The organism is Xanthomonas codiaei (genome assembly GCF_002939785.1).
GTDB lineage: Bacteria > Pseudomonadota > Gammaproteobacteria > Xanthomonadales > Xanthomonadaceae > Xanthomonas > Xanthomonas codiaei.
On the sequence record NZ_MDEC01000003.1, the window covers coordinates 251,197 to 264,758 of the forward strand.

Annotated in this window: 10 protein-coding genes; 5 read left to right on the forward strand and 5 right to left on the reverse strand. The window is 66.0% G+C overall.

Translation table 11 applies throughout. The features are described 5' to 3' along the window. Window positions 1-353 precede the first annotated feature (353 nt). Window positions 354-1,751: an S-methylmethionine permease gene (gene mmuP, locus XcodCFBP4690_RS03635; protein WP_104539677.1), complete on the forward strand. Its 1,398-nt coding sequence runs from the start codon at window positions 354-356 to the stop codon at window positions 1,749-1,751. Then, on the forward strand, window positions 1,748-2,713 hold the full coding sequence (mmuM, locus tag XcodCFBP4690_RS03640) for a homocysteine S-methyltransferase (RefSeq protein ID WP_104539678.1): 966 nt from the start codon (window positions 1,748-1,750) through the stop codon (window positions 2,711-2,713). The genes mmuP and mmuM overlap by 4 nt, the downstream gene beginning before the upstream one ends. Window positions 2,714-2,892: 179 nt before the next feature. On the opposite strand, the gene XcodCFBP4690_RS03645 is transcribed toward mmuM, so the two are convergent. From XcodCFBP4690_RS03645 to XcodCFBP4690_RS03655, 3 genes are all read right to left on the reverse strand, one after another. Beyond that, complete coding sequence (locus tag XcodCFBP4690_RS03645) at window positions 2,893-4,848, reverse strand: DUF885 domain-containing protein (RefSeq protein WP_104539679.1); 1,956 nt, start codon at window positions 4,846-4,848, stop codon at window positions 2,893-2,895. Between the two features lie 265 nt (window positions 4,849-5,113). After that, window positions 5,114-5,890 carry a queuosine precursor transporter gene (locus XcodCFBP4690_RS03650; protein WP_104539680.1) on the reverse strand — a complete coding sequence of 259 codons (777 nt, stop codon included), beginning with the start codon at window positions 5,888-5,890 and terminating at the stop codon, window positions 5,114-5,116. A gap of 4 nt (window positions 5,891-5,894) precedes the next feature. Continuing rightward, a complete protein-coding gene (locus tag XcodCFBP4690_RS03655; protein ID WP_104539714.1) occupies window positions 5,895-6,569 on the reverse strand; it encodes a DUF502 domain-containing protein in 675 nt (224 codons plus the stop codon). A 482-nt stretch (window positions 6,570-7,051) separates the two neighbouring features. On the opposite strand from XcodCFBP4690_RS03655, the gene XcodCFBP4690_RS03660 reads away from it, so the two are divergent. Further along, complete coding sequence (locus tag XcodCFBP4690_RS03660; RefSeq protein WP_104539715.1) at window positions 7,052-8,410, forward strand: hypothetical protein; 1,359 nt, start codon at window positions 7,052-7,054, stop codon at window positions 8,408-8,410. A gap of 271 nt (window positions 8,411-8,681) precedes the next feature. Here the strand turns inward: XcodCFBP4690_RS03660 and XcodCFBP4690_RS03665 are convergent, their stop codons facing one another. After that, on the reverse strand, window positions 8,682-10,235 hold the full coding sequence (locus XcodCFBP4690_RS03665) for an alginate export family protein (protein WP_104539681.1): 1,554 nt from the start codon (window positions 10,233-10,235) through the stop codon (window positions 8,682-8,684). A gap of 381 nt (window positions 10,236-10,616) precedes the next feature. On the opposite strand from XcodCFBP4690_RS03665, the gene XcodCFBP4690_RS03670 reads away from it, so the two are divergent. Next, window positions 10,617-10,979 (forward strand): PadR family transcriptional regulator, encoded by a 363-nt coding sequence (locus XcodCFBP4690_RS03670; RefSeq protein WP_167394456.1) that lies wholly within the window; start codon window positions 10,617-10,619, stop codon window positions 10,977-10,979. After that, window positions 10,976-11,893, forward strand: coding sequence for a sensor domain-containing protein (locus tag XcodCFBP4690_RS03675; protein WP_410049693.1), 918 nt, complete (start codon window positions 10,976-10,978; stop codon window positions 11,891-11,893). The genes XcodCFBP4690_RS03670 and XcodCFBP4690_RS03675 overlap by 4 nt, the downstream gene beginning before the upstream one ends. A 138-nt stretch (window positions 11,894-12,031) precedes the next feature. Here XcodCFBP4690_RS03675 and XcodCFBP4690_RS03680 read toward each other — a convergent pair whose 3' ends face one another. Next, window positions 12,032-13,375 carry a polyhydroxyalkanoate depolymerase gene (locus tag XcodCFBP4690_RS03680; protein WP_208622680.1) on the reverse strand — a complete coding sequence of 448 codons (1,344 nt, stop codon included), beginning with the start codon at window positions 13,373-13,375 and terminating at the stop codon, window positions 12,032-12,034. Between the last annotated feature and the right edge of the window lie 187 nt (window positions 13,376-13,562).

Below are 13,562 nucleotides of genomic sequence, written 5' to 3' on the forward strand. Positions count from 1 at the left end.
TCCGAAGCAGCGCTGTCGGCAGGATGCCCGATGCCGACGTGTTCGGCCACGTGCCGCGCGCGCAGCGCAGATGCATGCGCGCGACTGAAAACGCAGCAGGGTCGGCGATCCTTGCACAGGTTGCGCTGTGCGCAGTTGGCAAGTGCTCCGGCACGCCCGCGGCGGCAAGGCCGCGCGTGGATGTCTGAAGAGCTGGACGGCGATCGTGTGGCATGGGGATGGCCTGCAAGAAACAGTCATCAGCATAACGGTCGGCAAGTGAGTTGCAGGTCTTGCGTCACAGCTGGCCTGCGCATGGCTGGGCTCGTCTGCGTGTGCATGGCAGGATGAAGCTCCTCCGCCCAGACGCACCCATGTCCGAACCATCGTCCACCGCGGCACCGCAGTTCCAGCGCAGCATGCAGGTACGCCATCTGGTGATGCTGTCGCTGGGCGGGGTGATCGGCACCGGGCTGTTCTTCAATACCGGTTACATCATCGCCAGCACCGGCGCGCTGGGCACGGTGATCGCGTACCTGATCGGCGCGCTGGTGGTGTATCTGGTGATGCAATGCCTGGGCGAGCTGGCGGTGGCGATGCCGCAGACCGGCGCGTTCCATGTGTATGCCGCGCGTTATCTGGGTCCGGCCACCGGCTACGTGGTGGCATGGTTGTACTGGCTGACCTGGACGGTGGCGCTGGGCTCCAGCCTGACCGCCGCGGCATTCTGCATGCAGTACTGGTTTCCGCACAGCCCGGCGTGGCCATGGTGCCTGCTGTTCTGCGCGCTGATCTTCGGTTTGAACACGGTATCGGCGCGCTGGTTCGCCGAAGGCGAATTCTGGTTCTCGCTGATCAAGGTGATCACCATTTTGATCTTCATCGTGCTGGGCGGTGCAGCAGTGGTGGGCCTGCTGCCGCTGGCCGATGGTTCGCCGCCGCCGGGTCTGCGCCATCTGCGTGCCGATGGCTGGTTTGCGCAGGGCACCTTGCCAATCCTGATGACGATGGTGGCGGTGAATTTCGCCTTTTCCGGGACCGAGCTGATCGGCGTGGCCGCCGGCGAGACCGCACAGCCGGCGCGTGCGATTCCACTGGCGATCCGCACCACGCTGGTGCGGCTGGTGGTGCTGTTCGTCGGCACCGTGCTGGTGCTGGCGGCGTTGCTGCCGGCCGGGCAGGCGGCGGTGGACACCAGCCCGTTCGTGCGCGGCTTCGAGCTGCTGGGCATCCCGTATGCGGCCGACGTGCTGAACGCGGTGATCCTGACCGCGATTCTGTCGGCCGCCAATTCCGGCCTGTACGCCGCCGCGCGCATGCTGTGGTCGCTGGCCAACGAGGGCACGCTACCGGTGCGGCTTGCGCGGCTGACCCGTCGCGGCATTCCGCTGCCGGCCTTGTTACTGAGCATGCTGGGCGGGCTGCTGGCCCTGCTGACCGGCGTGTATGCCGCCGATACCGTGTTCGTGGCGATCTCCGCGGTGTCCGGGTTTGCGGTGGTGGTGGTGTGGCTGAGCATCTGCGCGGCGCATTACCGTTTTCGCCGCCAGTTGCTGCGCGATGGCATCGCGGTGGAGACGCTGGCCTATCGTGCGCCGTGGTATCCGTGGACGCCGATCCTGGGATTTGCGCTGTGCCTGCTGGCCTGCATCGGGCTGGCCTTCGATCCGCAGCAGCGCATTGCGCTGTACTGCGGGATTCCCTTCGTGGCGCTGTGTTATGGCGCCTACGCACTGACCCAATGGCTTGCGGCCCGGAGACTGCGCCTATGACGATCGCTGCCCGCCAACCGCGCGAAAATGCGCCCTTCAGCCAGGCCTTGCAGCACGAGGGGTACGTGCTGCTGGATGGCGCCCTGGCCACCGAACTGGAACACCGCGGCTGCGATCTCAACGATGCGCTATGGTCGGCGCGGGTGCTGATGGAGCAGCCGGAGCTGATCTACCAGGTGCATCGCGACTACTTCGCCGCCGGTGCGCAATGTGCGATCACCGCCAGCTACCAGGCCACGCCGTTGGGGTTTGCCGCGCGGGGACTGGATCTGGCGCAGTCGCAGGCGCTGATCGCGCGCAGCGTGCAACTGGCCGCGCAGGCACGCGCCGATCACCTGCAGCAGCAGCCGGATGCTGTGCCGTTGTGGGTGGCTGGCTCGGTGGGTCCGTATGGTGCGTATCTGGCCGATGGTTCGGAGTATCGCGGCGATTATGTGGTGCCGTTGCAGCAGATGATGGACTTCCACCGTCCGCGTATCGCCGCGCTGGCGGCGGCCGGGGTGGATGTACTGGCCTGCGAGACGTTGCCATCGGCGAGCGAAATCGTCGCGCTACGGCAGTTGCTGGAAAGCGAATTTCCGCAGCTGCATGCGTGGTTCTCGTTCACCCTGCGCGATGCGTCGCACCTGAGCGATGGCACGCCGCTGACGCAAGTGGTTCCGGCGCTGGATGCCTGCCCGCAGGTGCTCGCGGTGGGCATCAACTGCATCGCCCTGGATCGGGTCACGCCGGCCTTGCACTGCTTGTCGGCGCTGACGGCCTTGCCATTGGTGGTGTATCCGAACTCGGGCGAACAGTACGACGCGGGCGACAAGCGCTGGCATGCCGGCGATGCGCCTGCCTGCAGCCTGGCCGAGCAGCACGCGCAATGGCTGGCCGCCGGCGCGCGCCTGATCGGTGGCTGCTGCCGGACCACCCCACGCGACATCGCCGCATTGGCTGCGGCGCGGGCAGTAGGTTGATCACACCCAGATGCGCGCACTAAGTTTGCCGGCGGAAGCTGCCGTTGCCGGAGCACTGCCGGCAATCGGCGACGTCATGCCGCCCTCGGGCGCAGCGCGCCAATCCCGCATCGACACCCGCTGGAGCAACGGCCCGGTCACGACGGCTGATGACGAGCACGGCGGCCGCGATCGTTGCCTCAGCCTTTCTGCGCTGCGATCCAGCGCTGGATCTTTTCCTGCAGGATTTCCAGCGGCACCGAGCCGTCCTTGAGCACTTCGGTGTGGAACGCGCGCACGTCGAAGCGCGGGCCCAGTTCGCGTTGGGCCTGGTCGCGCAGCTGCGCGATCTTCATCTCGCCCACCTTGTAGGCCAGCGCCTGGCCGGGAATGGCCAGGTAGCGGTCGACCTCGGCTTCGATATCGGTACGGCTCATCGCCGAGTTGTCCTGCATGTAGTCGATCGCCTGGGCGCGGGTCCAGCCCTTGCTGTGCAGGCCGGTATCGGCCACCAGCCGAATCGAGCGCCATAAGGCGTTCTGCAGGTAGCCGTAGTAGTTGTACGGATCCTGATACAGCCCCAGCTCGCGGCCCAGCGATTCGGCGTACAGACCCCAGCCTTCGATGTAGGCGGTTTCGCCGCCCAGGCGGCGGAACTTGGGCAGGTCGGTCAGCTGCTGCTGCAGGCCGAGTTGGTAATGATGGCCGGGAATGGCTTCGTGCAGGAACAGGCTTTCCGCTTCCCAGGTCCTGCGCAAGGGCAGGTCGTAGGTGTTGACGTAGAAGATGCCCGGGCTGCTGCCGTTGCTGCCATTGACGACCGGGCGCATGTACGAGCCACTGGCAGCCGACGCGGCCCGCGCCGGTTCCACCACCCGCACTTCTAGCGCTGGCATGGCCTGGATGTCGAACAGGCGCGGCACCGCACCCTGCACGCGCCCCTGCAGACCGCGGTAATAGCCCAGCAGCTCGGTGTCGCTGCGGAAGCCGAAGCGCTTGTCGGTCTGCATGAACTTGTAGAACTTTGGCAGGTTGCCGCGGAACTTGACCTGCTTGGCCAGCGCCTGGATCTCGCCCTGCAGGCGCGCCACTTCGTCCAGCCCGATCTGGTGGATCTGCTCCGGGCTCAGCTCGGAGGTGGTGCTCTGACGCACGTCGTAGGCGTACCACGCCGCGCCGTTGGGCAGCGCCGCTAGGCCATCGCTGTCGCGGCAGGCCGGCAGGTATTCGGTGGCGATGAAGCCGCGCAGCGCGCGATACGCTGGCAGGATGCGCACCTCGATCAGCCGCTTGTACTCGGCGGTGAGGCGCTGCTTGTCCGCCTCGGGCATATCGGCCGGCAGGTTACGGATCGGCCCCCAGAACAGGCTGTCTTCGGCACTGCGCGCAATGATCGCATCCAGCTGCGGCAGCACCTTCTGCATCAGCACCTTGGGTTGCACCACCCCGGCCTGCATGCCGGCGCGCATATTGGCGATGGCCTGATCGAACAGGTCCGGGATGCCGAGCGCGCGCCGCGACCAGTTGTCGTAGTCCCTGACCGTCTTGAACGGCTGCGCGCCGGTGCCCGAGCCCAGCACCACCGCGATGCTGGCGATGTTGTAGAACTGGTTGATCGGCAGCATCCAGCTGGGGAACTGCTCGGCCGCCAGCGCGCTGCGCGCATCGCGCACGAAGATCTGGTAGCTGAGCAGGTCCTGACCGCTCAGGCCGTCCGGGCCCAGCGCTTCGGCCTTGCCCAGCCACAGCACGGTGAAATCGTGCGACTGCTGGCGGAACGCCGGCGACAGGAAGTTGGGAAGCTGGTCGTTGTAGCGGCTCTCGCCCTGGAAGGTGGCCTGCAGCGGATTGAGCTTGAGCGAGGCGTCCCAGTACTGGTCGTAGAGCAGGTTGAGTTGCTGTGCCTTGGTCAGCACCACCGGCGCGGCCACGGCGCGCGGCCTGGCCCTGGTGGTCTTGCTGCCCTTGCCGCTCTGGGCGGCCTTGCTGCTTCTGGCCGGCTTGGTGGTCTTCTTGGCCTTGCTCGCCTTCGCGCGCGTTTGCGTGGTCTGTGCCTCGGCGGTCTTTTTCTTAGCCGCATCGGCGGGCGCTGCCACTGACAGGCTCAACACGGCGGCGAGGGCCAGCGACAGCAGGCGGGAAAAGCTGAGGGGCATTACCGGCTCCGGAAACAAGCGAGCGGGGAGCTTGCCCGATCCGCACCGTTAGGGCCACCCACCGCCGTCATACCGCCTATCGGCAATTCATGCGGCGCATGGGCGCGGACCTGCGCCGGCCTGGCGTGGTGCGCTGCGGCATACTCAGGATGTGAAGTGACCATAGCGCGCGGCGCGCATGGCTGTTACGCGAAGGTGCGTCCCACGGCCGGCGAGGCGTTGCTGTAGCGATGCACCACGATGAGCCCGCCAGGCGCGGCCGGGTTCACTCCGCAGCGGCTTCTTCGCGCAGCTGTTCGGCCCGCTCGGCGCCCAGGTAGGCGCTGATGCCGCGGCGCGCCAGATACAGCAACGGGATCAGGGCCACGGCAAAGCCCATCTTGTAGACATAGTTGAGCGTGCTCACCGCCAGGAACTGATCCATCGACCAGTGCTGGGGCCCGAGCACGAAGGCGATGTAGATCACCACGAAGCTGTCCACCAGCTGCGAGACCGCGGTGGAGCCGGTGGCGCGCAGCCACACGTGCTTTTCGCCGGTGGCGCGGCGGATGCGGTGGAACACCGATACATCGATCAGCTGGCCGAACAAAAACGCCACCAGCGAGCCGCCGATGGTCCACAGCCCCTGCCCGAACACCGCTGCGAACGCGGCCTGGTAGTCCGGCACGCCCTGGCTCTGCGCGGCGGTGACCCACCAGCCGGCCGGAGCCAGCGCGATGGCGGCGAATGCGAACACGAACCCATAGCCGATCAGCGCCACCGCCACCCACGAGATGAAACGCACCCCGCGGCTGCCGAAGAACTCGTTGATGGTGTCGGTCATGATGAACACCACCGGCCACAGCAAGGTGCCGGCAGTGAAGCTGAGCGAGCCGGTCTGGCCGAACAGGTTCCAGTTCAGCGGCGCGATGCCCAGGGTGTCTTCCAGCGCGAAGATCTTGACCCCGATGAACTCGGCCAGCGCGGCGTTGACGCAGAAGAATGCCGCCAGCGCAATGAGCAGGCGTACCGCACGATCGTCGAGGGTGCGCACAGGTGCCATGGTGTCAGCGATCCGCGGTCCGGGTGAAGGGTACCGATTCCGGCGCCACTGCGCCGCCGGAGATGATGAAGCTCATCGCCTGGTCCACGCTCCAGTCGGTGGGCGTGAGCAGTTCCACCGGCACGATTTCCAGGTAGCCGGAGGTGGGGTTGGGGGTGGTCGGCACATACACCGCCGCCAGTTCGCGACCGGTGCCCTGTTCCTTGATCACGCGGGTGACCAGGCCGACCGACTTCATGTCCCGATGCGGGAAGTCGATCAGCACCACGCGCTGGGTGCTGCCTGGCTGGGTCTGCAGGATATCCAGCAGCTTGCGCGCGCTGTCGTAGACCACGCTGGCCAACGGAATGCGCCGCATGACCGCTTCGAACCAGCGCAGCAGGCGCTGGCCGATCACGCGCCGGCTGAGGATGCCGACGAACAGGATTGCTGCCACCGTGGCAACCAGGGCGATGCTGTTCTGTACCCACAGCGCCTTGATCCAGCCCAGCTCGTCCGGAAACGAGGCGGCGATGCGTTCGGACAACGGCACCACCCAGGGGCTGCTGATACCCGAGAGCAGCGCGAAGACGAACTTCACCACCACCCAGGTCAGCCAGACCGGCAGCAAGGTGAGCAACCCGGTCAGGAAGACGCGTTGCAGGGAAGGGCGGGCGTGCGGAGTGGGGGATTCGGACATCGGCATAGTGTAGGCATTCGGCCGCGCTCGGTGGAGGTGGATGCGGGGCGGGGATTGGGGATTGGGGATTGGCAGAAGCGCGGCACTGTGTGGCGTACTGGTGCAACCAGTGGTTTCAGAGGCAACGGCAACGTAAGGGCCTGAGCACAGAACGCCGGGTAGGTAGAAGCGCGGGCAAAAGCAAAGGCAAAAGCAAAAGCAGATGGTGGGCCGCTCCCTTCTCCCGCCGGGAGAAGGTGGCGCGTAGCGCCGGATGAGGGTACGGCCGCCGCTGATGTCTGGGACCAGGCTCTTCCAACTGCGCTGCCTGAAAACCGGCCGGCCGTCGCCCGGACATTGCGCGTATTTTTCGCCCAATCGGCTGTCGCTGTTTTGCTTGCTGAAAGAACACGATGTCGATACGTGGACGTGTCTTCGTCCACCCATCGCGGGGCTACGCCGACGGCAGTAAGATGTCCGGCTTCCCGCCGAAAGCGCTGTGCATGCTTGCCAAGTTCCTCAAGATCGCCTTGCTCGGTGGTTGCATCCTGCTTGCGGTATTGGCGGCGCTGTATGCCGTCTCCCAACGTTGGCCCATCCCCGATGCACAGCGGCAGGCGCTGGCGCAGCTGCGTCAACCGCTGCCGCCGTTGCGTGGGGCCAATCTGTTCGCGGCGCTGTGGTCGCTGTCTTATGCGGTTCCGGAAGCGCAGCGCGAGACCGTGCTGGCCAAGGACGTGGAGCGGTTGAATCGGCTGCCGCAAGAAGTGCCGCTTCAAAGTGCCGCAGCGGACTATCCGCGCCTGCCACGCTGGCCATCCACCGCGCCGGCACTGTGCAGTGCCAGCGCAGGCGGATGCCTGCAGCGCGTGCGTGAACAACCGCAGGCCTATGCCGATGCGCTGGCCACGCAGGCGCCGATGTTGAGCAGGATGCGGGCCTTGGCGAACTACAGCGACTACCGCAGCCCGTTCCGGCCACGCGCCGATATGGCGTTGCCCGAGCTGCCGCGGATGCCGCTGTCGATGACGGCCAGCGCACTGGACTTCGTCCAGGGCCGCACCACCCAGGCCCTGAGCGATGTCTGCAGCGACGCGCAGGTTGCCCGGGTGCTGCTGCGTAGCAGCGACAATCTGGCGATCACGATGATCGGTGCGGCGATGCTGCGTGGCAACGCGCAGTTGTTCGCCGACATGCTGGCCGAGCTACCGATGCAGGCGCCGTTGCCGGCGCGGTGCGCCGCGGCGTTTGCACCGGCGGCGATGGAAGAGATCTCGCTGTGCAATGCGCTGCACGGCGAATCGCGGATGGTGTTTTCGATGCTGCAGAACGCGTCCGTGCAGGATGGCGATCGCGCCTGGCTGGATCGCATTTCGCCACGGCTGCTGGATCGCGAGCGCACCCAGGCGCTGCTGGCGCCCACCTTTACCTGGGCCTGCAGTGCGCCGGTGCGGGCAGTGCTGGCGCAGGATCGGGCGCTGCCGCCCGGCATGGTGCCCATGCCTGACACGGCCACGGTGGCCTGCGTGGCCAACGCCACCGGCTGCCTGCTGGCGAACGTGGCGCATCCGGACTACGCCAATTACCAGCACAGGCTGCAGGACACTGCCGCGGCGCTACGCACGGTGACGGCCCTGCTGTGGTTGCGCGATCGTCCGGCCGACACGAGGCCGCTCGCGCTGCGACTGGCCGAGCTGCCGCCCGCGTTGCGCGGGCAGGCACGCCCGCTGCAGGCCGATGGCGACGGCAAGCATCTGAGCATCGCTCGGTATGCCAGAGGCGAAGAAGGTGCCGCAGACGATCGCTGGCCAGTGCCGGCCAGCCGGCTTGCGCTGGAGCCCACGGGCATTGCGATCCAGTAGCGGCGCAAGGCGTCACCGGCGCTGCGCAGCCCTATGGAGCGCGGTGCTACTCGCCCCGGTCCGCCGGCAACGGCCCTGAAGGTTCATGAGCGAATCCGTGCGATCGCCCAAGGCGTGCAAGACATGCGCGCCGCGGTCATCGCAGCAACGGCATTCGATACGCTGAAAAGCAACATGCCGCGCCCCTGACAGGATGCGGCATGGAGATGGGTCGCCACGCAAGCGCGCAGCAGAACGAGGCGGTGCGCACAGGCGCACCGCCGCCGCATGCTCAGAAGCGGAAGTTCAACCAGCTCATCACGAAGGTCGAATCGCCGTAGCCGGCCTTCTCCAGTGCCGGACCGGCCATCAGGTGCTCGGCGCGGAAGGTCACCGACCAGTTCGGGTCGATGTTCCAGGTAGCGTTGATGCGCGGCATGGTGCCGATGCGACGCTCGCCGGTGCTCTGGGTGCGCGCGTAGGCACGCGCCTGGTTGTTGTAGATCGCATCGCTGGTGGTCTGGCGCCACAGCGTTTCCCACTCCAGGTTCACCGTGAGCTTGGGCGTGGGCGAGAAGGTGAAAGTCGGGGCGGCGGTGACCAGGTTCACCGGACCGAAGAACGTGGCCCAGCTGAAGTAGATCGTATTGCCGTACAGGAAGTTGTTGTTGCGCAGCGTGCCGGTGCCGGAAGTGCCGCCGCCGCCGGAGGCGATTTCGCTGTGGAAGCCCAGGCGCGGTTTCCAGCCGGTGTCGCTCAGCGACCAAGCGTTGGAGGTGCTGGCCATGTAGGCACGCAGATCGCGGCCACCATAGCTGCCGCGCTGCACCGTCACGAACGAATCGGTGCGCAGCTTGCCCACGTTGCCCCACAGCCGCAGGCCGTAGTAATTGCGGTGTTCTTCGGCGGTCTGGCGGCCCCATACCTGGTTGTCGTTGCGGAACTGATAGAAGAACGGCTCCAGGTACATCGGCTTGGCGGTCGGCAGGCGATAGCCGCCGACCACGCCACGGAAGTGCCGCGAGCGGTCGATGCGGTCGTCGCCCAGGCCTTCGGTGCCGTCGAGATTGAAGTTCAAGTCGAACACGTCCACCCGGGTCTTTTCGCCGATCGCCCAGGCGCGCGTGCCGTTGAAGGTCACGAAGATATCGGTGTTGTCGCGCAGCGCCATCAGGGTGGTCGGGCCATCGACGAACACCTGACGGCCGATCCGCAGGCCGGTATCGGCGCCGCCGATGTTGCCCTTCACATCGAAGAACACCTGCTGCAGGATCGCGTTGTTCTCCTGGGTGCCGGTCTTGGCGCCTTCGTTACGCCCGTCCAGGCTGCCGTGCGCCAGTTCTGTATACAGACGGAAGTGCTCTCCCACGTGCAGATCCGCACCGAAGAACGCACGGAACAGGTACTGCTGCTGCGAGTGGCTGCCGGGAATCAGCCCTGGGTTGGTGATGGTGTTGCTGCGCACGCGCAGCTCGTTGCTGAGCGAGACGTAGACATCGCCGTCTTCGCTGAGCGGAATGTATTTGAGCGGGTCGAACGGGCTCTTGCGCTTGGACCGATCCTTCAGATACGACCAGTCTTCGGCCCAGCGCACCTGCCACATGTTGCCGCCCTGCTTGGCACCCCAGCCCTGGGCTTCCTGCGGATAGCCCTTGGCGGTGGCCGGCGCAGCGGTGACCGGTGCCTTGGCGGGCTCGGCCACCGCCTGTTCGGCATTGGCCGGGGCTGGCTGCGCCTGCGCCAGAGCGAGGCCCGGCAACGCCAACCCGATCGCGAGGCACAGGCGCCGTGTGGCACCAAAGGAAGTGTCAGCCGTGGCCAGCTGCGCCAAGCGTGTCAGTTGCATCGTGTCGCCCTATCGAAAAGTGAAGACCACCTGAGCGAGTTTTAACGGCACAGGGGGCGTTGACTGTAGTGGAGCCTCGGCGGAAAGGCAGTAACCCAAAGGTTCTAAGCTCATGAACCGGCTCGGGAATCGAACGCGACAGGGGCGGGAGCGGGGATTCGGTGGAGGGATCGGCTACAGCCGATGGCATGGGCCGTCGTGCGTGTGTCAGCGGCCGAGTGTTGCGCTGCAGCTCGTTGCCAGGCCGCTGCGCCGTCAGCTGCCCAATCCCGCAGTGACCAATCTCGAATCTCAAATCCCCACTCCCAGTCCATGACTACCAGCACATCCGCTATACCAAACTTCTACATAGTATTGCCTTCAACCTAGCGGGAGATGGCGATGAGCGAGCTGGATGCCCATCTGAAGAAGTTCCAGAAGGAACTCAGTGCCGGCACGGTGTCGTTGGCCTTGCTGGCGGTGCTGGCCCAGGCCGGGGAGCCGCTGTACGGCTATCTGATCGCCAAGCGACTGGAAGGTCTGGAAGGGGTACTCAGCGGCAAGCAGAGCGCGTTGTACCCGGTACTGCGCAATCTGGAAGGGGCCGGATTGCTGCAGAGCCATGTCGAGCCGTCGGCCTCCGGGCCGCCGCGACGCTATTACCGCATTACCGACAGCGGGCGTGACTGCCTGCGCGACTGGACCGCCGCCTGGCGGGCCACCCGTGATTCCGTTGATTCCGTGCTGGAGGGGACCCACTCATGATGACGACCGCACACCCACGTCCGTTGCCGACGACCATTCCCGATTACCTGATGCAACTGCGCCAGGCGCTGTCCGGCGCCGATCCGGCGATGATCCAGGACGCGCTCTACGACGCCGAAGAATATCTGCGTGCCGAACTGGCAGAGCAGCAGGGCGAGAGCGAAGCCGATGTCATTGCGGGCGTGGCCGGCAGCTACGGCGCGCCCGAGGAAGTGGCCGAGATCTACCGCCAAACCGAAGTCACGGTGAGCCGCGCGCTGCGTCCGCCGCTGCCGCCCCGGCGCAGTTCGTGGCTGGGCAAGTTCTTCGGCGTGGCGGCCGACCCGCGCACCTATGGCGCGTTGTTCTACATGCTGCTGTCGCTGGCCACCGGCATCTTCTATTTCACCTGGGTGGTCACCGGTGCCAGCCTGTCGCTGGGATTGTTGATCCTGATCATCGGCGTACCGCTTTTGGTGGTGTTCTTCGGCTCGGTGCGGGTGCTGTCGCTGGTGGAGGGGCGCGTGGTGGAAACCTTGCTGGGTGTGCGCATGCCGCGCCGCCCACAGCACCCCGGTGCGCAAGGTGGCTGGCTGCAGCGCATCGGTGCGATGTTCACCGACGCGCGAACCTGGAGCACGATGCTGTACTTCCTGCTGATGCTGCCGCTGGGTATCGTTTACTTCACCGTGTTCATCACGCTGCTGTCGCTCTCACTGGGGCTGGCCGCGTCACCGGTCATCGCTTTGTTCGACCACACGGCGGTGCTGACCTGGGATGGTGTGGACATCACCAGCTCCTGGCTGACGTTGCCCTTGTTTGCGGTGGGCGCGCTGTTGCTGTTCGTCACGCTGCATCTGGCGCGCGCCTTCGGCAAGCTGCACGGCATGTTCGCCAAGCATCTGCTGGTCAAGAGCGGCGATGCTGCCGCGTGATGTGCGGCGCGCCGTGTGTGCATGCCTGGCGCCGACGCCAGGCGACGACGGCCAGCTTGGCTGCAACCGGCTGCGCTGTCCGCCGCTGGCGTCGACACAAAAAAAATCCCCGGGCGTGCCGGGGATTGTTCTCTCGGATCAGGCGCGTTTGCCGCGCTTGCGGATCGGGGTCACGGTGGCCGGGTCGCGGCTGCCCACCGGGTCGGCATCGTAGCGGGCGATGAACTCGCGCACCTGCGGGTACACCACCTCGCGCCAGCGACGGCCGCTGAAGATGCCGTAATGGCCGGCGCCTTCCACGACCAGGTGGCGGCGGTGCGCCGCATCGATGCCGGTGCACAGATCGTGTACGGCTTCGGTCTGGCCCAGGCCGGCAATGTCGTCCAGTTCGCCTTCGATGCTCAGCAAGGCGGTATTGCGGATCGCGGAGGGCTTGACCAGCTGGCCGTCCACCTTCCACTTGCCCTGCGGCAACAGGAACTCCTGGAACACCACGCGGATCGTGTCCAGGTAATACTCCGCCGGCATGTCGAGCACGGCGTTGTACTCGTCGTAGAACTGCCGGTGCGCCTGCGCATCCTGCAGGTCGCCCTTGACCAGGTCGGTGTAGAAATCCCAGTGCGACATCACGTGCCGGTTGGGGTTCATCGACAGGAAACCGGCGTGCTGCAGGAAGCCCGGATACACCTGTCGGCCGTGGCCCGGATAGGGGAACGGCACGGTGTGGATGAGATTGTTCTGGAACCACTCGATGCCGTTTTCGGTTGCCAGGTTGTTGACCTGGGTGGGGCTGCGACGCGCATCGATCGGGCCGCCCATCATCACCAGCGAGCGCGGCGTGGGCTCGTCGTTGCTGGCCATCAGCGACACCGCGGCCAGCACCGGCACGGTGGGCTGGCACACGCTCACCACATGCAGGCGCTCGGCGCCGATGTGGCGGATGAAGTCCTGGATATAGGTGATGTAGTCCTCGAGCCGGAACGCGCCTGCTTCCAGCGGCACCATGCGCGCGTCCACCCAGTCGGTCACATAGACCTTGTGGTTGCGCAGCAGGGTGCGCACGGTATCGCGCAGCAGGGTGGCGTGGTGGCCGGACAACGGCGCCACCACCAGCACGGCCGGCTGCTCCTTCATCTTGCCGATCAGCTCGACGTGATCGCTGAAACGCTTGAAGCGCAGCAGGCGGCAGAACGGCTTGTTCAGCACCTCGCGCTCGATGATGGGCAGCGAATGGCCGTCCACTTCGACATCGTCCAGCGCCCAGGCAGGCTTCTCGTATTCCTTGCCCAGCCGGTGGAACAGCTCGTTGCTGGCGGCCATGCGTTCGGCGCCCGGGAGCGAGGCCCACAGGCTGTCGGGGTCGGAAAACATCTTGGCGTTCGCCTGGGCCTGATGCACCCAGGGGGCTAGCAGATTGCGGGTCAGCTCATGCAGTTGATAAAGCATTCCACCCATCCGTGCGGTTTTGCTGCCGCGCAGCATACCGGGTTTGGCGCATTTGCACCTTAATGGGGCTGAGGACGGTTGAGGCTGTCATACGAAATATGGCAATAGGCCTGCTTTGGAAGGGACCCCTCTCCCGGCGGGAGAGCAACTGTCTTGATCAACCGACGGCGTCAGCCGCCAGTTGATCTCGCATCTTGGCGTTGAGGATGACCAGCAGCTTGCG